Origin of the sequence: Bordetella genomosp. 5 (assembly GCF_002261475.1) — a bacterium.
Taxonomy (GTDB): domain Bacteria; phylum Pseudomonadota; class Gammaproteobacteria; order Burkholderiales; family Burkholderiaceae_B; genus Bordetella.
The window spans coordinates 103,046-129,073 of the sequence record NZ_NEVN01000002.1; the positions used below are offsets into that span (position 1 = coordinate 103,046).

The 26,028-nt window shown below is 68.6% G+C and carries 25 protein-coding genes and 1 pseudogene; 16 read left to right on the forward strand and 10 right to left on the reverse strand.

The annotated features are described in order from the left end of the window. Positions 1 to 10 precede the first annotated feature (10 nt). The 3 genes from CEK29_RS04010 (at position 11) to CEK29_RS23795 (ending at position 2,000) form a co-directional block, all read left to right on the forward strand. Positions 11 to 910: a GntR family transcriptional regulator gene (locus tag CEK29_RS04010; protein ID WP_094857397.1), complete on the forward strand. Its 900-nt coding sequence runs from the start codon at positions 11 to 13 to the stop codon at positions 908 to 910. A 14-nt stretch (positions 911 to 924) separates the two neighbouring features. Further along, positions 925 to 1,674: an ABC transporter substrate-binding protein gene (locus tag CEK29_RS04015; protein ID WP_094857398.1), complete on the forward strand. Its 750-nt coding sequence runs from the start codon at positions 925 to 927 to the stop codon at positions 1,672 to 1,674. A gap of 104 nt (positions 1,675 to 1,778) precedes the next feature. Next, positions 1,779 to 2,000 carry a hypothetical protein gene (locus CEK29_RS23795; RefSeq protein WP_176456827.1) on the forward strand — a complete coding sequence of 74 codons (222 nt, stop codon included), beginning with the start codon at positions 1,779 to 1,781 and terminating at the stop codon, positions 1,998 to 2,000. Positions 2,001 to 2,085: 85 nt separating this feature from the next. On the opposite strand, the gene CEK29_RS04025 is transcribed toward CEK29_RS23795, so the two are convergent. Continuing rightward, positions 2,086 to 2,562 (reverse strand): Lrp/AsnC family transcriptional regulator, encoded by a 477-nt coding sequence (locus CEK29_RS04025; protein ID WP_432759257.1) that lies wholly within the window; start codon positions 2,560 to 2,562, stop codon positions 2,086 to 2,088. A gap of 144 nt (positions 2,563 to 2,706) precedes the next feature. Here CEK29_RS04025 and CEK29_RS04030 point away from each other — a divergent pair, with 144 nt between their 5' ends. From CEK29_RS04030 to CEK29_RS04045, 4 genes are all read left to right on the forward strand, one after another. After that, on the forward strand, positions 2,707 to 3,339 hold the full coding sequence (locus CEK29_RS04030; protein WP_094803674.1) for a LysE family translocator: 633 nt from the start codon (positions 2,707 to 2,709) through the stop codon (positions 3,337 to 3,339). A 387-nt stretch (positions 3,340 to 3,726) separates the two neighbouring features. Next, the gene (locus CEK29_RS04035) at positions 3,727 to 5,064 is read left to right on the forward strand and encodes an MFS transporter (RefSeq protein WP_176456832.1); all 1,338 of its coding nucleotides are present in this window, start codon (positions 3,727 to 3,729) and stop codon (positions 5,062 to 5,064) included. Between the two features lie 20 nt (positions 5,065 to 5,084). After that, positions 5,085 to 6,104, forward strand: a complete 1,020-nt coding sequence (locus CEK29_RS04040; RefSeq protein ID WP_094803670.1) for a histone deacetylase family protein — start codon at positions 5,085 to 5,087, stop codon at positions 6,102 to 6,104. A gap of 125 nt (positions 6,105 to 6,229) precedes the next feature. After that, positions 6,230 to 7,147, forward strand: coding sequence for a LysR family transcriptional regulator (locus tag CEK29_RS04045; protein ID WP_170948569.1), 918 nt, complete (start codon positions 6,230 to 6,232; stop codon positions 7,145 to 7,147). Between the two features lie 58 nt (positions 7,148 to 7,205). Here CEK29_RS04045 and CEK29_RS04050 read toward each other — a convergent pair whose 3' ends face one another. Next, positions 7,206 to 7,955 (reverse strand): hypothetical protein, encoded by a 750-nt coding sequence (locus CEK29_RS04050; RefSeq protein ID WP_141217967.1) that lies wholly within the window; start codon positions 7,953 to 7,955, stop codon positions 7,206 to 7,208. Positions 7,956 to 8,128: 173 nt separating this feature from the next. On the opposite strand from CEK29_RS04050, the gene CEK29_RS04055 reads away from it, so the two are divergent. From CEK29_RS04055 to CEK29_RS04075, 5 genes are all read left to right on the forward strand, one after another. Continuing rightward, positions 8,129 to 9,745, forward strand: a complete 1,617-nt coding sequence (locus CEK29_RS04055; RefSeq protein ID WP_094803664.1) for an EAL domain-containing protein — start codon at positions 8,129 to 8,131, stop codon at positions 9,743 to 9,745. A gap of 438 nt (positions 9,746 to 10,183) precedes the next feature. Next, the gene (locus CEK29_RS04060; protein ID WP_094857400.1) at positions 10,184 to 10,792 is read left to right on the forward strand and encodes a glutathione S-transferase; all 609 of its coding nucleotides are present in this window, start codon (positions 10,184 to 10,186) and stop codon (positions 10,790 to 10,792) included. A gap of 185 nt (positions 10,793 to 10,977) precedes the next feature. Next, positions 10,978 to 11,655 (forward strand): CsgG/HfaB family protein, encoded by a 678-nt coding sequence (locus CEK29_RS04065; RefSeq protein WP_094803660.1) that lies wholly within the window; start codon positions 10,978 to 10,980, stop codon positions 11,653 to 11,655. Positions 11,656 to 11,665: 10 nt separating this feature from the next. Next, positions 11,666 to 12,139: a DUF4810 domain-containing protein gene (locus CEK29_RS04070; protein ID WP_094857401.1), complete on the forward strand. Its 474-nt coding sequence runs from the start codon at positions 11,666 to 11,668 to the stop codon at positions 12,137 to 12,139. Positions 12,140 to 12,149: 10 nt separating this feature from the next. Beyond that, positions 12,150 to 12,803 carry a DUF799 domain-containing protein gene (locus tag CEK29_RS04075; RefSeq protein ID WP_094857402.1) on the forward strand — a complete coding sequence of 218 codons (654 nt, stop codon included), beginning with the start codon at positions 12,150 to 12,152 and terminating at the stop codon, positions 12,801 to 12,803. 109 nt (positions 12,804 to 12,912) lie between these two features. Here CEK29_RS04075 and CEK29_RS04080 read toward each other — a convergent pair whose 3' ends face one another. Both CEK29_RS04080 and CEK29_RS04085 read right to left on the reverse strand, forming a co-directional pair. Next, positions 12,913 to 13,971, reverse strand: coding sequence for an NAD(P)H-dependent flavin oxidoreductase (locus tag CEK29_RS04080; RefSeq protein WP_094857403.1), 1,059 nt, complete (start codon positions 13,969 to 13,971; stop codon positions 12,913 to 12,915). Positions 13,972 to 14,129: 158 nt separating this feature from the next. Continuing rightward, positions 14,130 to 14,993: pseudogene (locus CEK29_RS04085) on the reverse strand (LysR family transcriptional regulator); the annotation flags it as partial. A gap of 222 nt (positions 14,994 to 15,215) precedes the next feature. Here CEK29_RS04085 and CEK29_RS04090 point away from each other — a divergent pair. Continuing rightward, positions 15,216 to 16,166 (forward strand): adenosine deaminase, encoded by a 951-nt coding sequence (locus CEK29_RS04090; RefSeq protein ID WP_094803650.1) that lies wholly within the window; start codon positions 15,216 to 15,218, stop codon positions 16,164 to 16,166. Between the two features lie 16 nt (positions 16,167 to 16,182). On the opposite strand, the gene CEK29_RS04095 is transcribed toward CEK29_RS04090, so the two are convergent. Genes CEK29_RS04095 through CEK29_RS04105 form a run of 3 tightly spaced genes read right to left on the reverse strand, consistent with a single transcriptional unit; the run spans position 16,183 to position 19,245 of the window. Next, entirely contained in the window at positions 16,183 to 17,373 is a 1,191-nt protein-coding gene (locus tag CEK29_RS04095; protein WP_094857405.1) for a CaiB/BaiF CoA transferase family protein, read from the reverse strand. Beyond that, on the reverse strand, positions 17,370 to 18,245 hold the full coding sequence (locus CEK29_RS04100; protein WP_094857406.1) for an HpcH/HpaI aldolase/citrate lyase family protein: 876 nt from the start codon (positions 18,243 to 18,245) through the stop codon (positions 17,370 to 17,372). Before CEK29_RS04100 ends, CEK29_RS04095 begins: the two co-directional genes overlap by 4 nt. Positions 18,246 to 18,255: 10 nt before the next feature. Beyond that, the gene (locus CEK29_RS04105; RefSeq protein WP_094857407.1) at positions 18,256 to 19,245 is read right to left on the reverse strand and encodes a tripartite tricarboxylate transporter substrate binding protein; all 990 of its coding nucleotides are present in this window, start codon (positions 19,243 to 19,245) and stop codon (positions 18,256 to 18,258) included. Between the two features lie 133 nt (positions 19,246 to 19,378). On the opposite strand from CEK29_RS04105, the gene CEK29_RS04110 reads away from it, so the two are divergent. After that, positions 19,379 to 20,251: a LysR family transcriptional regulator gene (locus tag CEK29_RS04110; protein ID WP_094803642.1), complete on the forward strand. Its 873-nt coding sequence runs from the start codon at positions 19,379 to 19,381 to the stop codon at positions 20,249 to 20,251. 46 nt (positions 20,252 to 20,297) lie between these two features. On the opposite strand, the gene CEK29_RS04115 is transcribed toward CEK29_RS04110, so the two are convergent. Next, the gene (locus tag CEK29_RS04115) at positions 20,298 to 20,813 is read right to left on the reverse strand and encodes a cupin domain-containing protein (protein WP_094803640.1); all 516 of its coding nucleotides are present in this window, start codon (positions 20,811 to 20,813) and stop codon (positions 20,298 to 20,300) included. 199 nt (positions 20,814 to 21,012) lie between these two features. On the opposite strand from CEK29_RS04115, the gene CEK29_RS04120 reads away from it, so the two are divergent. Continuing rightward, positions 21,013 to 22,515 carry an ABC transporter substrate-binding protein gene (locus CEK29_RS04120; protein WP_094803638.1) on the forward strand — a complete coding sequence of 501 codons (1,503 nt, stop codon included), beginning with the start codon at positions 21,013 to 21,015 and terminating at the stop codon, positions 22,513 to 22,515. Between the two features lie 20 nt (positions 22,516 to 22,535). Further along, on the forward strand, positions 22,536 to 24,335 hold the full coding sequence (locus tag CEK29_RS04125) for a gamma-glutamyltransferase family protein (RefSeq protein ID WP_094803929.1): 1,800 nt from the start codon (positions 22,536 to 22,538) through the stop codon (positions 24,333 to 24,335). A 110-nt stretch (positions 24,336 to 24,445) separates the two neighbouring features. Here the strand turns inward: CEK29_RS04125 and CEK29_RS04130 are convergent, their stop codons facing one another. Together CEK29_RS04130 and ytfE are read right to left on the reverse strand one after the other, a co-directional pair. Beyond that, positions 24,446 to 25,165: a helix-turn-helix domain-containing protein gene (locus CEK29_RS04130; RefSeq protein WP_094803636.1), complete on the reverse strand. Its 720-nt coding sequence runs from the start codon at positions 25,163 to 25,165 to the stop codon at positions 24,446 to 24,448. A 132-nt stretch (positions 25,166 to 25,297) separates the two neighbouring features. After that, positions 25,298 to 25,978, reverse strand: a complete 681-nt coding sequence (gene ytfE / locus CEK29_RS04135) for an iron-sulfur cluster repair protein YtfE (RefSeq protein ID WP_094857408.1) — start codon at positions 25,976 to 25,978, stop codon at positions 25,298 to 25,300. Between the last annotated feature and the right edge of the window lie 50 nt (positions 25,979 to 26,028).

The window sequence follows — 26,028 nt, forward strand, 5'->3', positions numbered from 1 at the left end:
ACCTCGAATCATGTCCGGCCCCAACGCCGTCCTGAACCGTATCGTCGAGCTGCTGCGTCAAGATCAGATCGCGGTCGGCACGCACCTCGCCGCCCAGCAACTGGCCGACCGCCTGCGCGTGTCGCGCTCGCCGGTGAACCAGGCGCTTGCCCGATTGCATGAGCAGGGGCTGTTGCGGCATCTGCCCAATCGTGGCTATTTTCTGGCCCAGCCGCTGGACGCGCTGAGCGCGCGCCAGACCCACCGCCTGGAGCTTACGCAGGTCGATGACGTCACGCGGGTGTACTTTCAGGTGGCCGAGGATCTGCTGCGCGGCGAGCTGCCGCTGACGTGTACCGAAAGCGCGTTGCGGGCCCGCTACGGCCTGACGCCCGCGCAACTGACGGCGCTGCTCACGCGCATTGCGCAGGAAGGCTGGATCGAGCGCACGCCCGGCTACGGCTGGGTGTTCTCCGAGATGCTGACGACCCCCGACAGCCTGCTGCAGTCGTATCGCCTGCGGCTGGCGCTCGAACCGGCGGCATTGCTGGAGCCGGGGTATTACATCGCGCCCGAGGTATTGGCCGAGTGCCGGGCCGCCGAGGAGCGCCTGCTCGCCGGCGGCATCGAGACCGACAGCCCCGATCAGCTGCACGAACGGGGCGTGCGGTTTCACGAGGCGCTCGTCGAAGGCAGCAACAATCCCTTTTTCATCGACACCATCCGCCGCGTGAACCGCGTGCGCCGATTGTTGTCGTATCGTTCCATGCAGGACCGCGAGCGCTACGTCGAGCATTGCCGGCAGCATCTGCAGATCCTCGATCTGCTGGAGGCGGGCCATCAGCGCGAGGCCGCGCAGGCGCTCGCGCGTCACCTGGGCCGTACCCTCGACAATCTCGCTGGCATCCGGCCCTTGCTCGCTTCACCTTAATCCAAGGAGATTCCATGTCCGACGCCACCTCCGTGCCTCCCTCGCTGCGCGAGGCCTTCGCGCCGGCCGGGCGCCTGCGTGCCTCGATCAATGTCGGCAACCCGATTCTCGCGCACGGCGACACCGCCAGCGGGCAGGCCGGTGGCGTGTCGGTCGACCTCGCGGGCGAACTCGCGCGCCGGCTCGGCGTGCCGCTGGATCTCGTCGTGTTCGCATCGGCAGGAGAATCGGTCCAGGCCGTCGAGCAGGGCCAGGCCGATATCGGCTTCTTCGCCATCGATCCCAAGCGCGGCGAGCACATCGCCTTCACCGGCGCATATGTCGTGATCGAAGGCGCCTACCTGGTGCGCGACGATTCCCCCATCCGCGCACGCGACGAGGTCGACGCCCCGGGAAATCGCGTGACGGTCGGCAAGGGCAGCGCCTATGACCTATACCTGAGCCGCGAGCTCAAGCAGGCCACGATCGAGCGTGCGCCCACCTCGCCCACCGTGGTGCAGACCTTCCTCGACGGGGGCTTCGAGGTCGCCGCCGGCGTGAAGCAGCAGTTGCAGGCCGACGCCGCGCGTCTGGGCGGATTGCGTCTGCTCGATGGGCATTTCATGCTGATCCGCCAGGCGATGGGCGTGCCCAAATCGCGCGGCGCGGACGCCGCCGCTTACCTGGCCGCGTTTGTCGAATCGATGAAGTCCTCCGGCTTCGTGGCGCAGGCGTTGCAGCGCCACGGCATCGAAGGCGCGGCCGTGGCGGAGCCGGGCGTCTGAGCAGCGCCTACGCGGTTGGCACGCGTGGCGCTCAGGCGCACAATGGCTGCAAGACAGAATGGTGTTGCGGCGCGCCCGCCGGCAGCGCCGATCAGGAGACTCCCATGCGTGCACCCACCGCTTTCGCCACACGTTTTCAAGCTGTCCCGGGCCACCCGGCCCGGGGCCGTACGTACACCTGGCTGGCCCTGCTGGCCGCCGCGCTGATGCTCTCCGGCTGCGCCGGCATGGGCGAGGGCGGCCCGCCGCATCCGGGCGCGGTCAATCCCTATAGCAGCGGCGGCTTCCACGACGCCGGCCCCAACTATCCCGACACCGGGATCTGAGCGCGGCGCTGCGTCGGCGTGTGGCCTGCAACGTCGGGCGTGGCTCCCGGCCTGAGTGGCCGGGCGCGGCTCGTGGCGGCCGGTGTCAACGCACCGGCAGGCCCACGTCGCGCTTGACCTCCTGCAGCGACAGCATCGATTCCACCGATGTCACGCCCGGCAGGGCGCGCAGCACGTCGCGCACGAACACGCCGTAGGTCTCGAGATCGCGCGCCACGATCTGCACGAGATAATCCGCGCTGCCCGAGATGTTGTGGCAGGCCACGATCTGCGGCAGCGCCAGCACCTCGCGCTCGAAGCGGTCGGACACGGTCCGGTCGTGCGTATTGAAGCGGATCTGCGCGAACGCGATCACGCCCAGATCCAGCGCCTTGCGCGACAGCACCGCGCGATACCCCTCGATATAGCCCTCCTGCTCCAGCCGTTTGAGGCGGCGCGCGCAGGGCGTTTCGCTCAGGTTCACCTGCTCGGCCAGGCGGCTGATCGGAAGGCGTCCGTCGCGCTGCAGCGCGGCCAGAATGGCGCGATCGACGCGGTCCAGCGTATTCAAGGGGCTATTCATGCGTAAAGCGAAGTTTGTTGGCGGAATCCCCCAATATTCTACGCACGCTGAGCCGAAATTGCCGTGAATCGGCCGGGGGTCTGGCGCATCATGGCGTCCGGTACAACCCCGTCTCAGCCGGGCCCGCGCGGCCCCACCGTTCTCATGATCACGCTCTCCACGCTCACGGTTTTCGTCGGCACCCTGGCCCTCGTCTATGCCATGCCGGGGCCCGACATGGCGCTGGTCTTGCAGTCCAGTCTCACGCGCGGGGTGCGCCAGGGGCTGGCCACCGGGGCGGGGCTGGCGCTCGCCCGCGCCGTGCAGGTCACGCTGTCCGCCTGCGGCCTGGCTGCGCTGCTGCGCAGCGCGCCCTGGCTCTACGAGACCGTGCGCATCGTGGGGGCGCTCTATCTGATCTACATCGCGGTGCAGATTTTCCGGGCGCCGCTGTTCCGGCTCGAAACGGCCTCCGCGGCCATCGGGCGGCTGCCGGGCGCATGGCGCGCCGCCATGCTGCGCGGCTTCATGGGCAATCTGCTCAATCCCAAGGCGCTGTTGTTCTGCTCGGTGCTGCTGCCGCAGTTCATCGATCCGCTGGGCGGGCCGGTGTGGTCGCAGATGCTGGCGCTGGGCACGCTGCTGGTGGCGGTCGGCGTGGTGTTCGACATCGCGCTCACCTTCGGCGCGGCCGGGCTGTCGGGCTGGTTGCGGCGGCATCCGCGAGCCCAGACGGTGCAGCGCTGGACCTTTTCCGGCGTGCTCGTCGCGTTCGCGCTCAAGCTTTCCGCGTCTTGATGTCGGGCTGACGTCGCCCCCTCCTGAACGGCGTCCGGCGCGCGAGCCGGCCACACTGCTGCGTCCCCGACCGCCCCGGGCACCCCCGTGGTTTCCCTAGGATAGCGGCCCCAAAAGGGCGGCGCGGGCGGCAATTGCCGGCCCGGTATCGGGTCGCCTGCGCTCGGGTCCGCGCCCGGACAATTTGCGCCAAACCATTGAATAAAAAGAACAATTCTGCGGTTTCGCTCGCGATTTGCGCCTGCCCGCCGCAGTGCGCAAGCGGCGTGCCATAAGTTGAGCGAATGTAGAAAATAAATAATTAGAATTTTTCTTATGACTTGCGCCAGACGTATAAAGGCGGCGTCCTGGCACATCCGGCCGGTCCGAACTCAATTCGAGAGAGTCATGCAGGGGAATACCAAAACGAACACGCAGCGGCATCAACCGGTGCGCGCGTCCGTCGCAGCCTTTGTCGGCACCATGATCGAGTGGTACGACTTTTATATCTACGCCACCGCCGCCGCGCTGGTCTTCGGCAAGCTGTTCTTCCCGTCGGCCGACGGCTTCTACGGCACGTTGGCGGCCTTCGGCACGTTCGCCGTGGGCTTCTTCGCCCGGCCGCTGGGCGGCGCGGTGTTCGGCCACATCGGTGACCGCATCGGCCGCAAGAAGTCGCTGGTGATCACGCTGCTCATGATGGGCACGGTCACGGTGCTGATCGGCCTGTTGCCGACCTACGCGTCGATCGGCTTCTGGGCGCCGGTCTTGCTGGTGGTGCTGCGCTTCATCCAGGGTATCGCCGTCGGTGGCGAATGGGGCGGCGCCGTGCTGATGGCCGGCGAGCACTCGCCCGACGAGAACAAGCGCACGTTCTTCGCCTCGTTTGCCCAGCTGGGCAGCCCGGCCGGCCTGATTCTGTCGATGGTGATGTTCAAGATCGTCACGTCGATGGACGACGCGGCGTTCATGGACTGGGGCTGGCGCGTGCCGTTCCTGTTCAGCGCCGCGCTGCTGGTGGTGGGCTTCGCGATCCGCATGGGCGTGAACGAATCGCCCGACTTCCTGGCCGAGCAAGAGCGCAAGGCCAAGGACAAGGCAGCGCGTGCGGCCTCGGCGCCGGTCGAAGATAAGGCGCCGCTGCTCGAAGTGCTGCGCGGCGCGCCGGGCCTGCTGGCCCTGGCCGTGGGCGCCAACGTGCTGGGCATCGCGGGCTTCTATTTCACCAACACCTTCATGCTGGCCTACACGACGCAATACGTTGGCCTGAGCCGCGGGGTGATCCTGGATTGCCTGCTGGTCGTGTCGATCATGCAGTTCATCATCACGCCGCTGTCGGCCTACATCGCATCGCGCATCGGCTATCGCCGCTTCCTGCTGCTGACCTCGTTCGTGTCGATCTTCACGCCGTACGCGATGTTCAACCTGGTCGACCAGGGCACGCTGCTGAGCCTCACGCTCGGCGTGGGCGTGGCCGTGTTGTTCATGGGCGCCTACTATGCGGTGATCGCGGGCTACGTGAGCGACACGTTCCCCACCCGGATCCGCTACACCGGCATCTCGATGGCCTATCAGATCTCGGGCGCGATCTTCGGCGGTCTCACGCCGATCGTGGGCACCATTCTGGCCCAGCAATTCAAGGGTCAATGGTGGCCGCTGGCCCTGCTGTTCAGCGCGATCTCGCTGCTGTCCATGCTGTCGGTCATGTTCCTGTCGCAACGCCGTCCGGGCGTCGCGGCCCACTGAAACAAGGGGAAAAAAGCCACATGAAAGCGTTTTTTCACGACGATCAGAAACTGCACCACCCGCAGACCTATTTTTCGCGCGGCATGATGCGTAAGCCGCAGGAAGTGCCCTCGCGCCTGGATGCGCTGGTGGACGCGGCGCGCGCGCTCAAGTTCGACGTGCGCCAGCCCACCGATGCCGGCGCGGGCGCGATCTCGGCCGTGCATTCGCTCGACTACCTGCGCTTTCTGCAAAGCGCGCACGAGCAATGGAAGGCCTTGCCCGACGACTGGGGCAATGAGGTGGTCTCGAACGTGTTCGTGCGCGAGCGCAACGCGTTGCGCGGCGTGCTGGCGCAGGCCGCGCGCTATCTGGCCGACGGCAGCTGCCCGGTCGGCCCGCACACCTTCCAGTCGGCCTACTGGTCGGCGCAGAGCGCCATCGCCGGCGCGCAGGCGCTGCTCGACGGCGACGCGCACGCCTACGCCATCTGCCGTCCGCCCGGGCACCACGCCCGTCGCGACGCCGCCGGCGGCTTCTGCTATCTGAACAACGCCGCCATCGCGGCGCAGATGCTGCGCGCCAAGTATGGCCGCGTGGCGATCCTCGATACCGATATGCACCACGGCCAGGGCATCCAGGAGATCTTCTACGAGCGCAGCGACGTGCTGTACGTGTCGATCCACGGCGATCCCGAGAACTTCTATCCCGTCGTGGCGGGCTACGAAGACGAGCGCGGCGAGGGTGAGGGCCATGGCTACAACATCAACCTACCCATGCCGCATGGCTCGCCCGAGTCGGTGTTCTTCGACAAGATGACGCAGGCGCAGCGCGCCATCGAGTTGTTCCAGCCCGATGCGCTGGTGCTGTCGCTGGGCTTCGACGTGTTCGAGAAAGACCCCCAGGCCATGGTGGCGGTCAGCTCCGACGGCTTCGAGCGTCTGGGCCGTGCCGTGGGCGCTTTCAAGCTGCCCACCCTCATCGTGCAAGAGGGCGGCTACTATATCGAAGGTCTGGAGAACAACGCCGAGCGTTTCTTCGGCGGTCTGGCCGGCGCCTGAGCGCTCGCGCGACCGCACCGGAAAAGGCGGCTTCGGCCGCCTTTTTTTGGTCCTCGTCCGTCATGTCTGCCTCTTTGCCGTCCAAACCTGTCCTCACGCCGTATACGCCGCTCGCGCCCGAGCGCATGGACTGGAACCTGCTGCGCACCTTCATGTTCGTCGTGCAGGAGCGCGGCGTCGGCCGCGCGGCCACGGCGCTGCACCTGAGCCAGCCCGCCGTGAGCCAGGCGCTCAAGCGCCTCGAAGACGCCGTGGGCGGGGTGCTGCTGCATCGGCGCAATGGCGAGTTCCGCCTCACGGGCCTGGGCGAAGAGATCTATGCGCTGGCGCGCGAGATGTACGGCATGGTGGCGCGCATCGATGGCGCGGCCGCCGACGACGAGGGCGAGGTGGCCGGCACGCTGCGCCTGCTGGTCATGAGCAAGATCCAGAGCCCGGCCTACGATGATTTCCTGGCGCAGTTCCACCGGCGCTACCCCAAGGTCGAGTTCTACGTCGACGTGATGCAGAGCGCGGCCATTCTGGATTCGCTCGCCAAGCGCGTGCCGGCGCTCGGCATCTGCCTGTGCCGCAAGGCGATCGAGAATCTCGAACGGCGGCTGTTCCTGCAGCATCGCTATGCGGTCGTGTGCGGCCGCCATCATCCGCTGTTCTCGCGCCGGCATGTGCGCATCGAAGACCTGCTCGACCAGAATTTCGTGTGCTTCGCCAGCGACCAGCTCGGCGACACGCTGTCGCCGCTCACGATCTTCCGCGATCAGCAGGGCTTCAGCGGCCGTATCGTGGGCACCTCGCCGCACATCGAAGAGATCCGCCGCATGGTGGTCGCGGGGGTGGGGCTGAGCTTTCTGCCCGAACACATGATCCGTCAGGACGTGGTGGCGGGCGAACTGCGGCGCCTGCCGCCGGAGCACAGCGTCGCCGAGATCGACGTGTTCCTCACCTGGCACAAGCAGCGCAAGCTCTCCACGGTGGAGCGCGTGTTCCTGGCCGCGATGGAGCGCTTTCTGCGGCGCACGCCGCTCGAGATGCGGATCGGCTGACGCCGGCGGCGCCGAGGCACCCCGTCTCGGGCGGGCGGATTCCCGCTATGCGGGATGCTCAGCGCGGCGCCGGACGACGGATGATGAACCAGAGCCCGAGCAGGGCGGTACCGGCTGCGAGCAAGAGATAGGCGGCGAGATAGACCGGCCGGGCGCGCTGGGCCAGCGGGCTCGTCTGCAGCGCCGTCCAGTCGGGCGGCAGGGGCAGCCCTTGCGGCGCCACGATATACGAGAACGTCAGCAGCAACGCGCCCAGCGCCAGCACGAAGGCGGCGCTGCGGCCCAGCACGGCGATGCGCGGGCCCTTGGGCGGCGGCGCCACCACTTTTCTGGTCGTTTTTTTGGGCGTCGCGCGGGCGGCTTTGGCCTGGGTCTTCTCGAGTTCCAGTTCCCCTTGCGTCGCGGTCTTGCGGGCCGGCGCCGGCTTGGCGCCGTCCTCGCCGGCACGGTGGCGCAGGCGGGCAAGCGCCGGCGCGTAGGCCAGCAATCCCACGGCGGCGATCGCGCCGAGCACGGCGCCGGCCGGCAGGTGTTCGCCGCCGCCCAGCCAGGCGCGGTCGCCCGGCGCCAGCCATTCGCCGAGCGCGCCGTGCAGCCACGTACCGCTGAAATAGATCAGCGCGAGCGCGGCGGCTACGAGAATGAAAATCAGGACGCCGCTGCCGATCGCCTGATGGCGCTCGTCGTCGACGCGGCCGAAGAGGGCGCGCACGGCGCGCAGGCCCAGCGCGGCCGCACCCAGCAGCAGCAGCACCGCCGCCAGGGTGACCGAGAGTCCGAACAGAAAACGTGCCAATACCAAAGCCATGGTCGCAGCGAAAGAATTGCGAACGCCGGCGACGTTAACACGATCGTGGTTGTCGCGGGGCGGCCACGGTCGCACCGCATGAGCGGTGGCCGTGCTAGCCTTGTGGCCGGGCGTTACCGGGACGCCATGCGTGTCATGCGTGTCCGATCCAATAACCGCCTCCGAGGCCGCCTTTGCCCGAAAGCCCCATCCGCTACCGCAGCTCATTCGTCAGTCTGGTGTTGCTTATCCTGGCTGCGCTGGTACCGGTGCTGCTGGCCGTGTTGTTGAGCTGGGTCGAGGCCCGCAGGCACGAGCACGCCGATGCCGCGGTGGCCGCCAATGTGGTGCGCAATCAGGTCGACACCATCCTCGACAAGGCGCGCCAGATGATCGACCAGCTGGTGCCGCTCACCGCGTTGTCGTGTCCGGCGGCGCTGCCCGAATTGCGCCGCATGAGCACCGCCGAGCCGTATTTCCGCTCGCTGATGCTGCTGCAGAACGACCGAGCCTACTGTTCGGCCTCCGCCGGCATGATCGATCTGCCCTTGAGCGACTGGCCGATCGAACGCATGCCGGGCCAATGGATGGCCCTGGTGCCCGGCACCGCGCTCTCGCCCAATCGTCCCGCGCTGCTGGTCGCCGAGCCGGCGCTCAACGGCCGCGCCGTCGTCACCATCATCGATGGTCAGTATCTGCTGGACCTGCTGCGTTCGGTGGCCCCGCTCGGTGAATACCGCATCGAACTGCGCCTGGGCGAGGGCATGACGCTCTCTGGCTCGGCGCGCGGGCCCGCGGTAGCCAGCCAGGCCGACGTGCTGCTCTACCAGGAACGCGCCCGCGGCAAATACACCGAGACCTCGATCGCCATCTGGACGCCCGAGAAAAAGCTGCGCGACACGTGGCGCGAGGCGCTGTGGCGTTTCGTGCCCGTGGGCGGCATCATCGGCGCGCTGCTCGTGTGGCTGTGCTACCGGCTGCAGCAGAGCGAAAGCCCGGCGCGCGTGCGCATCGCCCGCGCGATCCGCGCCGGCGAGTTCCACATGCATTACCAGCCCATCTACGGCCTGGCCAGCGGCAAATGCGAAGGCGTCGAGGCGCTGGTGCGCTGGTCGCGCCCCGGCGAGAACATGCGGCCCGACGTGTTCATTCCGATGGCAGAGGCCGAAGGCATGATCATCCCGCTCACGCAGCACATCTTCGGGCTGGTCGCGGCCGATCTGCAGCAATGGGACACCCCGCCGGGCTTCCGGGTCGCGGTCAACCTGCACGCCTCGCATCTCTCCGATCCGGTGCTGCTCGACGACGTGCGCACCTTTCTCGAGTCCGTGTCCGCCACGCAGCCCACGCTCGTGCTCGAGATCACCGAGCGCAGCCTGGTCGACGACGCCGGCCGCGCGCGTCACCACATCGAGGTGCTGCGCAGCGAAGGCGTGCGCGTCGCGATCGACGATTTCGGCACCGGCTACTGCTCGCTCACGTATCTCGAGCGCTTCCCGGTCGACTATCTTAAGGTCGATATCGGTTTCGTGCGCGCCATCGAACGCGAAGACGACGACGCGCCGGTGCTCGACGCCATCATCAGCCTCGCGCACCGGCTCAATCTGGGTCTGGTGGCCGAGGGCGTGGAGATCGTCGCGCAGTTCAACTATCTGCGCGCCCGCGGCGTGGCGTCGATCCAGGGCTTTCTGTATTCGCGCCCGATGCCGGCCGAAGACTTCGCCCTCTGGTACCCCGATTTCGGTCAGCAGCCGCCGCCCGGCGTGGCCGTGGCCGAACCCGACCCCCAGGCCCCGCCGCGGCACGGCTGAGTCCGGCACGGCGTCTCTTCGGGGCGCCGTGATCGGAACCGGGCCATGCTCGGGGGCCCGCGGCCCGGCTCAGTCCGGCACGGCGTCGGTTCGTGGCGTCGTGATCGGGGCCCGGCCTTGCTGCGAGGCGCGCGGCAGCGCCGATCGCTCGCCCGCCCATCCCTCGTTGACGTTCTCCTGAATCCGCTCGGGCCGTCGCGCCGCGCGCGCATCGGCGCGCGTCGATGCACCATCGTGTCGCGTGTGGCGCGTCGCGTGTATGGTGGGGGAGGGCGAGCGGCGCGCGGCGAGCGGCGCGCGGCGAGCGAAACATCGATCGGGGTCTTGGCCCGCGCTGCCGCGCGGCTTACGATGCGCGCAGACACTGCGCGTCACGCATCCATTCCGGCGCGGCCGGCGTCCCGCGATCCCGCTGTCCCATCATCGAAGGAGCATTGCATGAAGATCTATTTCTCGCCCGCCTCGCCCTATGTGCGCAAATGCCTGGTCGTGGCGCACGAGCTTGGTCTGGCCGACCGCATCGAGAAGCTGCCTGCGGCGGCCAATCCGGTGACCCGCGATCAGACCGTGGTGGCGAGCAATCCGCTGGGCAAGGTGCCGACCTTCCTGACCGACGCCAACGAGGCGCTGTACGACAGCCGCGTGATCTGCGAATACCTCGATGCCGAGGCGGGCGGCAAGCTGTTTCCGCGCGAGGGCAGTGCGCGCTGGCAGGCCCTGACGCAGCAGTCGCTGGGTGACGGCCTGCTCGATGCCGCGCTGCTGGCGCGCTACGAGACCGCGTTGCGTCCGGCGGAGCTGCGTTGGGAAGGGTGGCTCAAGGGCCAGATGGAGAAACTCGCGAGCAGTCTCGCGCGTATCGAGCAGCAGGCCGACAGCCTGGGCGATCGCGTCGACATCGGCACGATCACGTTCGGCTGCGCGCTCGGTTATCTGGATTTCCGCTATGCCGATTACGGCTGGCGCGCCTCGTACCCCAAGACCGCCGCCTGGTTCGACCGCTTCAATGCCCGGCCGTCGATGCAAGCCACGCTGCCGCACGCCTGATCCGATCCGCGCTCGGCCGCCCGCCCACGCAGGGCGCGCGGCCGCTGCGGCGCATAGCCCCGCAGAAGCCGCTGTTTTTCGGATAAATCTGATCGTTTGTGATGTGCCCGTCTGCCTAGAATCGCCCCTCCAATCACCTGGACAGAGGGAGCGGCCGCGTCGTTTCGCGCGCGCGGCAGTCAAACATGAAGCAGACCGTTATCCAGACCGGCGCGCTGGCGCTGATGGCAATGGTATTGGTGGGCTGCGCCACCGAGCGCACCCAGGCGCTGGCGGTTCCTGCCTCGGTCGCGGCCACCAAGGCCTACCAAGGCCCCCGTAGCGCGATCTCCGTAGGCAAGTTCGAAAACCGCAGCAACTATCTGCGCGGCGTGTTCTCCGATGGTGTCGATCGCCTGGGCGGTCAGGCCAAGACGATTCTCATCAGCCATTTGCAACGCACCCATCGCTTTCAGGTGATGGATCGCGAAAATCTGACCGAGATCGCCCAGGAAGCCGGCTTCAACAAGCAGGCCGCGCAGGTCCAGGGCGCGCGCTATGTCGTCACCGGCGATGTCACGGCATTCGGCCGCAAGGTCACGGGCGATCAGCAGCTCTTCGGCATTCTGGGTCGCGGCAAGGAGCAGGTCGCCTACGCCAAGGTCGACGTCAACGTGGTCGATGTCACGACATCCGAAGTCGTCTATTCGGCGTCCGGGGCAGGCGAAGTGGCGCTGAGCAATCGCGAAATCGTCGGCTTCGGCGGCACCGCGGGCTACGACTCCACCCTGAACGGCAAGGTGCTGGATCTGGCGATCCGCGAAGCGGTCGACCGGCTGGTCGACGGCATCGAGCAGGGTGCCTGGCAGCCGGTCTCGCGCTGAGGATCCCGTCATGCATACCTCTCCCACGATTTCCCGGCGCTCGCGTCTCGCCCCGGTACTGATCATCACGGGTCTGCTGGCCGCGTGCGCTCAAGAGCCCAAGACGCTCTACACCTGGCAGGCCTATCAACCCAACGTGTACGCCTATCTCAAGGATGACGGCGCCGACTACCTCGAGCAGATCGCCGCCTTCGAGCGCAACATCGAAACGGCGCGCACGTCGAACCAGACCTTGCCTCCCGGCTTTCGCGCGCATCTCGGCCTGCTTTATCTCAAGACGGGCGACCCGGACAAGGGCATGGCGCAGCTCGAAGCCGAGCAGGCCGCTTTCCCGGAGGCCGCGCCGTTCATGGCGTACCTGATGCGCAATGCGAAGCCGCGCGCAGCTGCGTCGGGCGCCGGTGCGCCGGGCGCCGGTGCGCCCGGTCGCGAGATGCCGCCAGCCAAAACGCAGGCCGCGCCCGCCGCGCCCATCGCCCAATAAGGATCCCGACATGATGCGTCTTTTTTCCCGCCTGATCGTGCTGGCGAGCGCGGCCCTGCTTGTGGGCTGCGTGGGCCCGCAGCACAAAGATGTCGACTACACGGCCTTTCGCGCAAGCAAGCCCGCGTCCATCCTCGTCCTGCCGCCGCTCAACGCCTCGGTCGAGCCGGCCGCGACGGCAGCGGTGCTGTCGTTGGCAACGCGGCCGCTGGCCGAATCGGGCTACTACGTGGTGCCGGTTGCCGTGATGGACGAGACGTTCAAGCAGAACGGTCTGGACAGCGCCGATGACGCGCACGCCGTCCCACACGAACGTCTGCGCGAGATCTTCGGTGCCGACGCCGCGCTGTACCTGACGGTCAAAGACTACGGCGCGCGCTATCAGGTGGTGCAAAGCACGGTCACGGTGGCGATCGATGCGCACCTGATCGACCTGCGCAATGGCGCGAGGCTCTGGGACGGCAGCAAGCAGATCGCCACGAGGCCGTCGCAGAACAGCGGCAGCCTCCTCGGCATGATGGTGCAGGCCGTGGTCGATCAGGTCGCCAACAACCTGCAGGACCGCAGCTATGACGTGGCGGAGATCGCGAATCGCAGCCTGCTGAGCGCAGGCCCCGGCGGCATGTTGTACGGCCCGCGGTCGCCGCATTACGCGAGCCAGTAAAAGCACAGGGGCCGCGCCGCACGCGTCTCGGCGCGGCACCACCCCGGGATATGAAAACGGGCTGCCCTCGGGCAGCCTGCTTCTTTGGGGCGCGCGGCGCGTAATGCGTTCAGGCGGCCGCTTCCAGCTCCTGCTTGAGCTGGGCGATCAGCTCGCCAGCAGGCAGGGCACGCGCCCGGGCCGCATTGCGGCCGGCCCATTGGGCCGCGTAGTCGGCGCTGCCGCCCGCCTTGGCGGCCGCATGCAGCGCCTTGCCCGCGTCGTAGGCGGTGGGGTAGTCGGGGATGGGCGGACGATCGGGCGCTTCGCCGAGCGCGGTCAGGACATTGGCGATGCCACGGGCCGGCCGGCCCGAGATGGCGCTGGTCAGCACGGTGCGTACGTCGGGTCGGGCCAGCGCGCTGCGGTAGGCGGCGTCCGCCGACGATTCGGGGCAGCCGACGAAGGCCGTGCCCATCTGCGCGAGCTCGGCACCCGCGGCCAGCGCGGCCGCGATATCGCGCCCGTCCATGATGCCGCCGGCCGCCACGATCGGCAGCGCCACCTGTTCACGGATCTCGCGCACCAGCGCGAGGGTTTCCAGTTGCGCATCGGGGGCACGCGGATCGAACACGCCGCGGTGGCCGCCCGCCTCGATGCCCTGCGCCACGATCACGTCCACGCCCGCGGCCTCGATCGCCAGGGCCTCGGAGGTGGAGGTCGCGCTCGCCATCAGCAGAATGCCCGCCTCCTTGAGCGCGGCGATGCGATCCGCGCCGGGCAGGCCGAAATGAAAGCCCACGGCCGCGGGGCGCGCCTGCACCAGCACGTCGAGCATGGCGCTGTCGGTAACGAACGTGCCATAGATCTCGCGCAGCGCGGCGGGGGGCGCGGCGCCGAACTTCTCGAACTGGGGCTGCAGGTATTGCAGCCAGCGTGCATCGCGCGCCGGGTCGGCCTGCGCCGGCGCATGGCAGAACACGTTCACGCCGAACGGGCGATCGGTGAGCGCGCGCGTCTGTTCGATGGCCTGGCGTGCGCCGCTGGCGTCCATCGCGCCCACGGCCAGAAAGCCCAGGGCACCGGCATTGCAGGCCGCCGCCACCAGCGCGGGCGGCGCGACGCCCGCCATGGGCGCCTGAATGAGGGGAAGACTCAGGCCGAAACGTTGCACGAGCGAGCGGTTCATTTGGGTGTCTCCTGGGAGGGGATGGCGTTCGCGCGACGCGCGGGCGCCCGTCGCGAGGGTGTGGTGTCCTGTCGCGCGACGGCGGACGTCGCGGTGCCGGGCGCCGATGCGCCGGGCGTCGCCACGCCGGGCGTCGCCACGCCGGGCGTCGCTACGCCGAGCACCTCCACGAGCGCGCGGCTGGCCGCGGTGTCGAAGCCGCGGCGCTGCACGAGGTAGCTGTGCACGGGCCGTAGCGGTTGCACGCGGGCCGATGCGGCTTCGGGCAACAGGTCGATGACCGACTGCGGCATGATGCTCAGGGCCTGGCCGGCCAGCACGCAGGCCAGCATGGCGTGATAGGAGCCCGGCTCGACCATGCGCAGGTGGGTGGCGGCCTCGCCCAGCCAGTCCTCGGCGCAGGCGCGATACGTGCAGCCGCGCGGGAAGGCGGCCATGCTGCCCACGCGCAGGTCGTCGGGCCCGCGCACGCGCGCATGGCCGGGCGGCAGCACCAGCATCAGCTTCTCGGTCCAGAGCCAGGTACCCGACAGCCCCTGCGCGAGCGCATCGAGCGACAGCATGCTGGCCGGTCCTTCGCCGGGATGCGCCACCACGGCGCAATCGAGCTCGTGCCCGAGCACCGCCGCGATCAGCGCGCCGGTGGTGCCGCCGCGCAGCGACAGGGCCACCTCGGGCCATTGCGCATGAAAGCGCGCCAGCGGACCCGGCAGGCGGCTCGCGGCCGCGGCCTCCATGGCACCCAGGCGCAGCGGCCCGGTGGGCGTGTCGTCGCGCATGACCTGACGGGTTTCCTGGGCGAGCGCGCTCAGGCGTTGCGCATAGGGCAGCAGCCGTTCGCCCGCGGGCGTGAGCTGCATGCGGCGGTTGTCGCGCGTGAAGAGGGTGCAGCCGAGCGCGGCTTCGAGCTGCTGGATGCGCGTGGTGATGTTGGATTGCGCGCGGCCGAGCGCGCCGGCGGCACGCGTGACGCTCTGCTCGCGCGCCACGGTCAGAAAGATATCGAGTTCGGCCAGTTCCATGGCAGTGCGGGGCCCGTGGTCGCCCGGTCGGTGTGGAACGCCAAGCTTACCACTCAATCTCAAATGAAGATCAAAGATAAAGTTATCATCTCGATAAGAGAATGAATGGCTTGGCTCGAGTAGTACTCTGCGGCGCCTCCCGGAGGCCCCGCCGACCTCGCCGCGGCCGGCCCGAGGGCGGGACGTAAAATGGCGCGATCTCCTGATTTCGCGGAATTTCTCATGTACGACTGGCTCAACCGCCTGCCCAAGGCCGAATTGCACATGCACCTCGAGGGCTCGCTCGAGCCCGAGTTGCTGTTCGCGCTGGCCCAGCGCAACGGCATCACGCTGCCCTGGCCCGACATTGACAGCCTGCGCGCGGCCTACGATTACCGCGATCTGCAGGAATTCCTGGATCTGTACTACCAGGGCGCGCAGGTGCTGCAGACCGAACAGGACTTCTATGACCTGACCTGGGCGTATCTGCAAAAGTGCGCCGAACAGAATGTGGTGCACACCGAGCCGTTCTTCGATCCGCAGACGCACACCGACCGCGGCGTGCCGTTCGAGGTCGTGATCAACGGCATCGGCCAGGCCTTGGCCGATGGCCGCCGACAGCTGGGCGTGCAGAGCGGCCTGATCCTCAGTTTTCTGCGCCACCTGCCCGAAGAGGCCGCCATGCGCACCTTCGAGCAGGCGCTGCCGTATCGCGATGCCTTCATCGCGGTGGGCCTGGACAGCAGCGAGAAGGGCTTCCCGCCGCGCCTGTTCGAACGGGTGTTCGCGCGGGCGCGCGCCGAGGGCTTTCCGGCCGTCGCGCACGCCGGCGAGGAAGGCCCGCCCGAGTACATCTGGGAAGCGCTCGATCTGCTCAAGGTCAGCCGCATCGACCATGGCGTGCGGGCGTCAGAGGATCCGCGCCTGATCCAGCATCTGATCGATACACAGATGCCGCTCACCGTCTGTCCTCTGTCGAACACGCGGCTCAAGGTCTTCGAGCACATGTCCGACCACAACATCCTCGAGCTGCTCGAACAGGGTGTGATGGTGACGGTCAACTCCGACGACCCGTCGTATTTCGGCGGCTACGTGACGGAGAACTTCCTGGCCCTGCACGAACACGCCGGCATGACCCGGGAACAGGCGCAACGCCTGGCCGACAACAGCATGCAGGCGCGGCTGCTGAAGTAGGCCTGGCGGGCGGCGTTCAACCCAGCGCGCCTGATTCGCGCAACGACGCGATGTCGTCCGCGCTGAGCCCCATCTCCTGCAACAGCGCGTCGCTGTGCTCGCCGAGCAGCGGCGCGGCGGTGGGCCCGGGCATGCCGCTGCGGCCGAACTTCACCGCATGCTGGAAGCCGCGATAGCGGCCCGCGCGCGGATGCTCGTACTCGGTGATGAGGCCTTCGGCTTGCACCTGCTCGAAGTCGAACATGTCTTCGACCGTGCGCGCGGCCGCGCAGGGCACCTCGTCGCCGAAACAGATCTCCCACTCGCGCGCCGTCTTGCGGGCCAGCGCCTCGCGCAGGCGCGGCACGATCTCGTCCTGATGCTGGGCGCGCTTGCGCACGCTGTCGTAGCGCGGATCCTGGGCCAGGGCCTGCAGGCCGGTGCGTTCGCACAGGGCCATCCAGAAGTGCGGCGTGTTGGCCGATAGATACAGATAGCCCTCCGCCGTGGGGTGGATGCCGGTGATGCCGCCGGAGCGCATGTCGCGGCCCACCTCGCGCGGCTCGTCGTCGGCCCAGACCAGCCGCGCCGACTGCAGCGCCAGCGCACTGCGCAGCAACGAGACGCCCACATACTGGCCGGCTCCGCTCGTGGCGCGCTCGACCAGCGCACTGGCCACGCCCGCGGCGACCAGGGCCGACGCGTAGTAGTCCACCACGGAGCCGTACAGCAGCTGCGGCGCCGCGCCGGCGGGCGCCTGCATCGTCGCCATGCCGGTGAGGGTCTGCAGCACCTGGTCGTAGCCCGCCTTGTCCTTGAGCGGACCGTCCTCGCCATAGCCCGTTACGGCGCAGTACACGAGATGCGGGTGCGCGGGCTGCAGCTGTTCGTAGCCGATGCCCAGGCGCTCGGGTACGCCCGGCCGGAGGTTGTGCACCAACACGTCGGCGTCCCGCAGCAGCATGCCGAGCACGGCCTGCGCACCGGGCCGCTTGAGATCGAGCACCAAGCCACGCTTGCCCCGGTTCACGCCCAGAAACGCACGGCTCTCGCTGGGCAGGGTCGAGGGATACTTGCGCAGATTGTCGCCATCGGGCGGCTCGATCTTGATCACGTCGGCGCCCTGGTCCGCCAGCAGCGCGCAGCCGTAGGGGCCGGCGATGTAGGCGCTCAGATCCAGGACGCGGATGCCGGCGAGCGGGCCGCGTGCCCGCGGCGTGGCGCTCATGCCGCCTCCTGCGGGCGCAGGCCCAGCCGGCGCGCCAGCGCCATGATCTGCTCGGCACGCCGGATGAAGGGCGCGTCGATCATCTTGCCGTCCACTACGAAGGCGCCGGCGCCCGCGGTCTCGGCGGCGGGCAGCGCCGCGAGCACGCGCTCGGCATGCGCGATCTCGGCATCCGACGGGCGAAACGCGGCATTGGCCAGCTCGACCTGGCTGGGGTGGATGCAGCTCTTTCCGGCCAGGCCCAGCCGGCGTGCCAAGGCGGCTTCGTCGGTATAGCCCGCGGTGTCGGCGATGTCGGCAAAGGCGCCGTCGTAGGCCGCGATGCCGGCTTCGCCGGCGGCCAGCGCGAGTTGCAGCATCACGATGCTGAGCGCCGCGGTTTCACGGCGCGCGATGCCCAGGGGTTCGAACAGATCGCCCAGACCGAGCTGCAGCCCGCGCACGCGCGGATGGGCCTGCGCGAGGTCCGCGGCCAGGCGCAGCGCGCGCGCCGACTCGATGTTCAGCAGAATGCCGGGACCCGACGTGATCCCGGCGGCCCGTTCCGCCGCTTCGAGGGCGGCCCCGAACGCGGCCACCTGTTCGACACTCTCCGCTTTGGGCAGATTGACCATGCCGAGTGCCGGTTGCATCACGGCCCGGAGATCGTCCTGCCACCAGGGCGTGTCCATGGCGTTGATGCGCACGATCAGCGTCTTGGCCGGCCGCGCCGGCTGCCGCGCAAGCCATTCGGCCACCGCGGCGCGGGCCATGTCTTTGCTGGCGGGCACCACGGCGTCTTCGAGGTCGAACGACAGCGCATCGGCCGCGCCGGCCATGGCCTTGTCGAATAAGGCCGGGCGGGAGCCCGGCACGAACAGCTTGCTGCGCATGGCGGCTCCTTTATTGCGCGGTGATGTTGCGTTCGCGGGCCAGCACCGTCCACTTGCGCGCATCGCTCGCGACGAGCTGGGTGAAGCGTGCGACGTCGTAGTCGAGCGCCACGGCGCTTTCTTCGGCGAACATCTGCTTGAGTTTCGGACCCGACGTGACGCTGCGCACGGCCTGGTTGTAGACCTCGAGCAGGGCAGGGGGCGTCTGCGCCGGCGCGAGCACGCCCCACCACAGCTGCACGGCGTAGTCCGGCACGGTCTCGGCCACGGTGGGCAGATCGGGATAGAACGGCGAACGCTTGGGCGAGGTCACGGCCAGCACGCGGATGCGCTGGCCGCGCAGCATGGCCGACACCGAGGTGAAGCTCGCGATCACGAAATCCACCCGTCCGCCCGCCAGATCGTTCATCGCGGGCGACATGCCTTTGTAGGGCACGTGCGTGAACTGCACGCCGGCCGCGCCCGCCAGCATCTCGCTCGCCATCTGATTGACGGAGCCGAGTCCCGCGCTGCCATAGTTGAGTTTGCCGGGCTCTTTGCGCGCGGCGTCGAGCAGGTCTTTCAGGCTGCGATGCGGCGAGTCCGCGGCCACCACCACCGCCATGGGGCTGTCGGCCAGGGCCGCCACCGGCGCGAAGCTCTGCGGCACCTGATATTTGAGGTGCGGCTGCACCGCGGCGTTGGTCGTGAGCGTGGACGACGACAGCATGAGCACCGAACCGTCGGCCGGTGCCCGCGCAACGAACTCGGAGCCGATCGCGCCGCCCGCGCCGGGGCGATTCTCGACCACCACGGTGGTGTTCAGCTTGCTGCCCAGGCCTTCGGCCACCACGCGCGCGAACACGTCGTTGCTGCCGCCGGGTGGGAACGGCACGACCATGGTGATCTGCTTCGGAACCGCCGGGCCCTGGGCGTGGGCGGTCGGGCCGGCCAGCACGGCGCAGGCGGTGAGGGCGAGCGCGGCCAATGCCGCGCCTCGTTGAGGCAGGGGGCGATTCATGCGTGTCTCCGTCCGATGTGGCGATTCGCGCCGCCGGTCGGCGACGCGTCGTCTTGTGATGTGCGGACCATGCTATGACTGGGCTAGCATGAGGGCCAGTGATGTTTCCTCAATCGATTGGTTGAAAAATCTCATGAAGATCGAATGCTTTCATACGCTCGACGCCGTCCTGCGCGGCGGCAGTTTCGCGGCGGCGGCCAGCGCAATGAATCTGTCGCCCAGTGCCGTCAGCCTGCAAATGAAGCAGCTCGAGTCGCATCTGGGGCAGGCCTTGTTCGACCGGTCGGCGCTGCAGGTCCGGCCCACCGCGCTGGCCCATGAGGTGAACGCGCTGTTCAAGGATCCGCTGGGCCGGCTGGCGGTGCTGCGGCAGCGCCACACGCCCGCCGTCGAAGGGGCGCTGCGGCTCGGCATCATCGAGCCGCTGCAAGTCACCCTGCTGCCCGCGCTTCTGCTGCGGGTGCGCGCTCAGTACCCGCAGCTGGACGTGCGTCCGATCCGTGGGCGCGTGGCCGACCTCACGGAGCAGTTGCGCGGGGGACAGCTGGATGCGGCCGTGGTGGTGCGGCCCGAACACGGCGGTTCGAGCCGGCTGGCCTGGACGCCGCTCTACCGCGAAACGCTGGTCGCCATCGCGCCGCCCGATGCCCGGGAGACGCGCCTGGACGAGCTCTTCGCCAGGCACGAATGGATTCGTTTCGACAAGAGCACGGTCGGCGGGCGGCTGGCCGCGCGCGTGGTGGCCGAGCATGCGCCGCACGCCCGCTGCCGCATCGATCTGCAGTCGCTGGCGGCCATCACCGCGCTGGTGTCGGCGGGCCTGGGCGCTTCCATCCTGCCCGAGATCGGACCGAACCTGATGAACGTGCATCCGGTGCGGGTGCTCTCGCTCGGCAAGCGTGCGCCGCATCGGCAGATCGCGCTCGTCTGCCGGCGCGCGGACCAGGATCTGCGCACCATCGAGGCGCTCAAGGCGTGCCTGCTGCAGGTCGGGCGTCCGGCCTGAATCCTCCGGCGCCGCGTGGCGGCGTGGCCGCTTTCGGGGGGGCGGTTCAGCCGCGCGGCGCCAGCCGGTGAATCAGCGCCGCGTGTTCCGGGTGAGCCCGCGCCAGCGCCGCGGGATCGGCCAGCTCGAACTCGCTGAACTCGAACCCCGGGGCGACCGTGCAGCCCGCCAACGCATAGGCAGCCGAGGCGTCCGGCGCGTTTGGCGCCAGTTCCGCCGCGAACCAGCAGCCACCCGGCACCATGGCCTGGAACACGGCGTCCGGCCGATCCAGCGGATTGCCCAGACGATGCGTGGTCAGCGCGCCGTCGGCGCCCAGCACGTGCACCAGCAGGCCGTGCCCCGCATGGAAATGCCAGATTTCGTCGCTATGGATGCGGTGCCAGGCCGACCAGGCGCCGTCGCTGAGCAGATACAGAATGGCCGTGGAGGCATCGCGCACTTCGCCATCGGTCCGCGTCACCCGAGCGGCGGCGCGGTAAGTCTCGCGGAAGTGGCCACCCTCGGGGTGCGGCTGCAGGCCGAGGCGGTCGATCAGAAGGGCGGGGGCGTGGTCGGTCATGGCATGGACAAAGCCGGGGGGAATGTCCAGCGTAACCGCATCGCGTCAGGGGCTCAAACCGCGCCCGCCGCTCGCCCGCTGCGCGCGCCGCTGCGCACGCCGCTGGCGGGTCCGGCGCAAATGTGATGAGATTACGGCCCTGGCCGCGCGGCCTGGATGCGCGGCACGCCCAAACTGAAATATTCGGGGGAACCACCACATGCGCAAACTCTGCATCGCGCTGGCCACGGCCGGCATGCTGGCCAGCGGCCTCGCCGCGGCCCAATCCACGCTTCGTATCGGCCTGCAGGACGATCCCGACGTGCTCGACCCGGCCCGCGCCCGCACCTTCGTGGGCCGTATCGTCTTCGCGTCGCTCTGCGACCGCCTGGTCGACATCACGCCCGACCTGAAGTTCGTGCCGCAGCTGGCCGAGTCCTGGGAAACCGGCGCCGACGGCAAGACGCTCACGTTCAAGCTGCGCGCCAACGCGCTCTACCACGACGGCACGCCCGTCGATGCCGCCTCCGTGAAGGCCAACCTCGAGCGCGCGATCAGCCTGCCCGACAGCAACCGCAAGAGCGAGCTGTCCAGCGTGGCGAGCGTGGCCGCGCCCGATGCGCGGACCGTGGTGCTCACGCTCAAGGCGCCGGATGCTTCGTTGCTCTCGCAACTGTCCGACCGCGCCGGCATGATGATCTCGCCCGCGTCGTTCGACAAAGACCCCGGCAGCAAGCCGGTGTGTTCGGGTCCGTACCAGTTCAAGGAGCGCGTGCAGAACGACCGCATCGTGCTCGAGAAATTCCCCAAGTATTGGGACGCCGGCAGCTATCACTTCGATCGCGTGGTGTTCACCCCGATCCCCGACGCCACGGTGCGCCTGAACAACCTGCGCTCGGGCGGGCTCGACATCGTCGAACGCATCGCGCCCAGCGATGCCAAGGCGGTGAAAGAAGACCGCAACCTCACGCTCGCCGCCGTCACCGGCCTGGGCTTCCAGTCGTTTGCCGTCAACATCGGCAACGGCGATCGTGCCAGCACGCCGCTGGCCAAAGACAAGCGCGTGCGCCAGGCGCTGGAGCTGGCCATCGATCGCGATGTTATCAACCAGGTGGTGGGCGAGGGCATGTTCCAGCCCGCGCACCAGCCTTTCCCGCCGGCCAGCTTTGCCTATGACAAGAGCGTGGAGCATGCCGGCCGCGATCCCAAGAAGGCGCAGGCGCTGCTGAAAGAGGCGGGTTTCGAGCGCGTGAAGTTCGAGCTCACCTACGGCAACAACACCACCATGCAACAGGTGTACGAGCTGATCCAGGCCATGGCGGCCGAGGCCGGTTTCGACATCTCGCTGCGTCCGCTCGAATTCGCGGCGCTGCAGTCGGCGCTGTCGCGCGGTGATTTCGAAGTGGGCCAGACCGGCTGGTCGGGCCGCGTGGACCCGAGCGGCAACATCCATCAGTACGTCAGCTGCAAGGGCAACCTGAACGACGGCCGCTTCTGCGATCCCGAGATCGACAAGCTGCTCGACGAGGCGCGCTCGATCTCCGACGAAGGCAAGCGCCGCGCGCTGTATTCGCAGGTGCTCCAGAAGATGACCGTCGAGCGTCCGCAGATCTACCTCTACTACCTGCCGTGGGTGTTCGGCGTGCAGAAGAAGGTCGAGGGTTTCGTCGCGTATCCCGACGGCCTGATCCGCCTGAAGGATGTGAAGGTGGCCAAAAAATGACGATCCAGTCCGGACATCGCATGTTCACCACGCGGCCGGAAATCCTGGGCACCTTCGGCGTGGTCACGTCCACGCACTGGCTCGCGAGCCAGGCCGGCATGAGCCTGCTCGAACGCGGCGGCAACGCGTTCGACGCGGCCGTGGCGGCCGGCTTCGTGCTGCAGGTCGTCGAGCCCCACCTGGTGGGGCCGGCGGGTGAAGTGCCCATCGTGTTCCATTCGGTCCGCACGGGCCGCACCGAGATGCTGTGCGGCCAGGGTCCCACGCCGGCGGGCGCCACGTTGGCGCATTACCAGTCGCTCGGGCTGGACCTTATCCCCGGCAACGGCCTGTTGCCGGCCGTGATTCCGGGCGCGTTCGATGCCTGGATGCTGATGCTGCGCGACCACGGCACGCTCAGCGTGCGTGACGCGCTCGAGCCGGCGATCTATTACGCGGAACATGGTCACGCGCTGATGCCGCGCATCAGCAACACCATCGCGAGCCTCAAGGATTTCTTCGAGGCGCACTGGCCCACGACCGCCGAGGTCTATCTGCCGGGGGGCGCGGTGCCCGAGGCGCGCAAGCTGTTCCGCAATCCGCGGCTGGCGCAGACCTGGCGGCGCGTGCTGAGCGAGGCCGAGGCGGTGGGAGGCGACCGCGAGCGCCAGATCGATGCCGCGCGCGATGCCTTCTACCGCGGCTTTGTCGCCGAAGAAATCGATCGCTACGCGCGCAACACCGAGGTCATGGACGAAAGCGGGCGCGCGCACCGCGGTGTGCTCACGGCCGCCGACATGGCGGGCTGGTCCGCCACCTACGAAACGCCGCTCACGTACGACTATCACGGCTACACCGTCGCCAAGGCCGGCGCCTGGAGCCAGGGGCCGGTATTTCTGCAGACGCTGGCGCTTCTCAAAGGCACCGATCTCGGCGCGACGGGCCCGGCCAGTGCCGAGTTCGTGCATCGCGTCACCGAGGCCATGAAGCTGGCGTTCGCCGATCGCGAGGCTTACTACGGCGACCCGGCCTTCGTCGACGTGCCGCTCGAGGCGCTGCTTTCCGATGCGTACAACGCCGAGCGGCGCGCGCTGCTGGGCGAGACGGCGTCGCACGCATTGCAGCCCGGCATCGTGCCCGGCTTCGAGGCGCAGGTGGCGCGCGTGATGGATACCCTGGCGCGGCTGTCCAAGGTAACGCAGATCGGTGCGGCCTCGAACGAGCCGACCATGGCCGACATGCGCGCCTCCGCCAAGCGCGGCGACACGACGCACGTCGACGTGATCGACCGTTGGGGCAATATGGTGTCCGCCACGCCGTCGGGGGGCTGGTTCCAGTCGTCGCCGGTGATCCCGGGCCTGGGCTTCGGCCTGAACACGCGTGCGCAGATGTTCTGGCTGGTGCCCGATCTGCCGTGCACGCTGGCGCCGGGCAAGCGTCCGCGCACCACGCTCACGCCGTCGCTCGCGTTGCGCGATGGCGCGCCCTACATGGTGTTCGGCACGCCGGGCGGCGATCAGCAGGAGCAATGGCAGTTGCAGCTGTTCCTGCGCCACGTCCACCACGGCCTGAATCTGCAGGAGGCCATCGACCTGCCGATGTCGCACACGATGCACTTCCCGACCTCGTTCTATCCGCGCGACCGCAAGCCCGGCCATCTGGCCGTGGAGAGCTCGTTCGGGGCCGACGTGATCGCGGATCTGCGCGCGCGCGGGCACCACATCGAAGAGGTACCCGAATGGACCGTCGGCCGCCTCACCGCGGCCAGCCGCGATCCCGACGGCCTGCTCCATGCGGCCGCCACGCCGCGCCTGATGCAGGCGTACGCGGTCGGCCGTTGAGGCCTCGTTGAATCGGCGGATGGGCGAGGGATCGCCTGTCCGCCCGTTTGGGCGCATGACGCAGTGCGGTGCCTTCAGGGCCGCCTCGTGCGCTCAAGGCTGCGCGGGTTTCAGTGGCAATCCGCGTGATACAGCCGGCGCATGGCCGCCAGATCCAGCAGCTTCACGTGCCGCTGGCGAATCGCCAGCAGGCCGGCGTCCGCCAGGCGCGAGAACAGGCGGCTCACCGTCTCGAGCGTCAGGCCCAGATAGCTGCCGATATCCTCGCGCGTCATGCGCATGTTGAATTCCGAGGCCGAGTAGCCGCGCGCTTCCATGCGTTGCGACAGGTCGATCAGAAAGGCGGCCAGCCGCTCCTCCGCGCGCATCGATCCCAGGCGCACCATCATGGTCTGGTCCTGCGTCAGCTCCTTGCCCAGCGCGCGCAGAAAGCGCAGTTGCAGGGCGGGCATCTCCGTCGCGAGCGCCTGCAGGTCGGCCAGCCGGATCACGCACACCTCGCTGTCTTCGAGCGCCGTGGTATCCGCGGTGTGATGCAGATCGGCCAACCCGTCCAGCCCCAACAATTCGCCCGGCAGATGAAAGCCCATGACCTGGGCGTGTCCCTCCGACGTGGAAAGGTGCGTCTTGAAGGTGCCGATGCGCACGACGTACACCTCGTTCATCGGGTCGCCCGTGCGATACAGCGCCTGGCCTTTCTCCACGCGCCGTCGCTCGTGCACCAGCGCTTCGACCTGGCGCAGATCCTGCGTCGAAGGCAGGTCGGGAAGCAGGCCCGCCGTGTGCAGGCAGCGCGGCGTGACGTCATCGAACGGGAGAGGGGACAGCATGATCGTTCCTTCGAGGGCGGGCGCGCCAGGCGCGCCCTGGTTATCTGTCGCGTGCGGTGCGTGTGCCGGCACGCGGGTCTCGGTGCGCGGCCGCCGTTGCCGGCGCCGCGCACCCGCCGGTCACGGGCTCGCTCAGTGCGCGGCCTGCGTGGCCGGCTGCAGCGCGTTCTCGAACAGCACGTTGTTCTCCAGATGAATGTGTTCCATCAGGTCTTCGCGGAAGGCGCGCAGGCCGAGATACAGCGCGCGCCAGGTGTTGCAGGCGGCGCGCGGCAGCGTGATGCCGTCGGTCAGCGCCTCCATGCGGCGCAGCTCCTCGCCGCAATCGTCGTGCTCCATGCGCATCACGGCGATCGGCGCGCCGGCCATGATGCCCATGCCGCGCGAGAGCATGGGGAACAGCACCTGTTCCTCTTTCTGCATGTGGCTTTCGAGCTCCTGCTGCATGTCGCGCAGCAGGTCGGCCAGGCCGACCGGGCATTCGGGCCGGTCGCCGTGGACTTCTTCCACACGGCGGGCCAGCCGGATCAGCTCGGGCAACTGCTCGCGATGCTTGTCGTGAAAGCGCACCAGGATGTAGTCGATCAGCTCCGAGGCGCTCGCGCGGCTCCAGTCGTGTTGCGGCGGCGGCGTTTCCGCCAGCGCCTGCAGGCGCGCCTCGATGACGCCGGCATCCACGCCCAGGGTGTGGGCGGCTTCGCGCAGCGTGTGCTTGCCGCCGCAGCAGAAGTCGAGCTTGTAGTCGTGAAACACGCGGGTGGCGCCTGGAATGCGGCGGGCCAGTTCGCCCAGCGATCGGTCTTGCATGCTCATGGTGTGCTCCTTGGTGAGGGGATACCTTGAACAAAGCGAAATCCGTGCCA

What these genes read in the sequence shown, in the direction of transcription:
- CEK29_RS04010 (WP_094857397.1), top strand. Translation starts at nt 11, where the DNA reads ATGTCCGGCCCCAACGCCGTCCTGAACCGTATCGTCGAGCTGCTGCGT.
- CEK29_RS04015 (WP_094857398.1), top strand. Translation starts at nt 925, where the DNA reads ATGTCCGACGCCACCTCCGTGCCTCCCTCGCTGCGCGAGGCCTTCGCG.
- CEK29_RS23795 (WP_176456827.1), top strand. Translation starts at nt 1,779, where the DNA reads ATGCGTGCACCCACCGCTTTCGCCACACGTTTTCAAGCTGTCCCGGGC.
- CEK29_RS04025 (WP_432759257.1), bottom strand. Translation starts at nt 2,562, where the DNA reads ATGAATAGCCCCTTGAATACGCTGGACCGCGTCGATCGCGCCATTCTG.
- CEK29_RS04030 (WP_094803674.1), top strand. Translation starts at nt 2,707, where the DNA reads ATGATCACGCTCTCCACGCTCACGGTTTTCGTCGGCACCCTGGCCCTC.
- CEK29_RS04035 (WP_176456832.1), top strand. Translation starts at nt 3,727, where the DNA reads ATGCAGGGGAATACCAAAACGAACACGCAGCGGCATCAACCGGTGCGC.
- CEK29_RS04040 (WP_094803670.1), top strand. Translation starts at nt 5,085, where the DNA reads ATGAAAGCGTTTTTTCACGACGATCAGAAACTGCACCACCCGCAGACC.
- CEK29_RS04045 (WP_170948569.1), top strand. Translation starts at nt 6,230, where the DNA reads ATGGACTGGAACCTGCTGCGCACCTTCATGTTCGTCGTGCAGGAGCGC.
- CEK29_RS04050 (WP_141217967.1), bottom strand. Translation starts at nt 7,955, where the DNA reads ATGGCTTTGGTATTGGCACGTTTTCTGTTCGGACTCTCGGTCACCCTG.
- CEK29_RS04060 (WP_094857400.1), top strand. Translation starts at nt 10,184, where the DNA reads ATGAAGATCTATTTCTCGCCCGCCTCGCCCTATGTGCGCAAATGCCTG.
- CEK29_RS04065 (WP_094803660.1), top strand. Translation starts at nt 10,978, where the DNA reads ATGAAGCAGACCGTTATCCAGACCGGCGCGCTGGCGCTGATGGCAATG.
- CEK29_RS04070 (WP_094857401.1), top strand. Translation starts at nt 11,666, where the DNA reads ATGCATACCTCTCCCACGATTTCCCGGCGCTCGCGTCTCGCCCCGGTA.
- CEK29_RS04075 (WP_094857402.1), top strand. Translation starts at nt 12,150, where the DNA reads ATGATGCGTCTTTTTTCCCGCCTGATCGTGCTGGCGAGCGCGGCCCTG.
- CEK29_RS04080 (WP_094857403.1), bottom strand. Translation starts at nt 13,971, where the DNA reads ATGAACCGCTCGCTCGTGCAACGTTTCGGCCTGAGTCTTCCCCTCATT.
- CEK29_RS04090 (WP_094803650.1), top strand. Translation starts at nt 15,216, where the DNA reads ATGTACGACTGGCTCAACCGCCTGCCCAAGGCCGAATTGCACATGCAC.
- CEK29_RS04095 (WP_094857405.1), bottom strand. Translation starts at nt 17,373, where the DNA reads ATGAGCGCCACGCCGCGGGCACGCGGCCCGCTCGCCGGCATCCGCGTC.
- CEK29_RS04100 (WP_094857406.1), bottom strand. Translation starts at nt 18,245, where the DNA reads ATGCGCAGCAAGCTGTTCGTGCCGGGCTCCCGCCCGGCCTTATTCGAC.
- CEK29_RS04105 (WP_094857407.1), bottom strand. Translation starts at nt 19,245, where the DNA reads ATGAATCGCCCCCTGCCTCAACGAGGCGCGGCATTGGCCGCGCTCGCC.
- CEK29_RS04110 (WP_094803642.1), top strand. Translation starts at nt 19,379, where the DNA reads ATGAAGATCGAATGCTTTCATACGCTCGACGCCGTCCTGCGCGGCGGC.
- CEK29_RS04115 (WP_094803640.1), bottom strand. Translation starts at nt 20,813, where the DNA reads ATGACCGACCACGCCCCCGCCCTTCTGATCGACCGCCTCGGCCTGCAG.
- CEK29_RS04120 (WP_094803638.1), top strand. Translation starts at nt 21,013, where the DNA reads ATGCGCAAACTCTGCATCGCGCTGGCCACGGCCGGCATGCTGGCCAGC.
- CEK29_RS04125 (WP_094803929.1), top strand. Translation starts at nt 22,536, where the DNA reads ATGTTCACCACGCGGCCGGAAATCCTGGGCACCTTCGGCGTGGTCACG.
- CEK29_RS04130 (WP_094803636.1), bottom strand. Translation starts at nt 25,165, where the DNA reads ATGCTGTCCCCTCTCCCGTTCGATGACGTCACGCCGCGCTGCCTGCAC.
- ytfE (WP_094857408.1), bottom strand. Translation starts at nt 25,978, where the DNA reads ATGAGCATGCAAGACCGATCGCTGGGCGAACTGGCCCGCCGCATTCCA.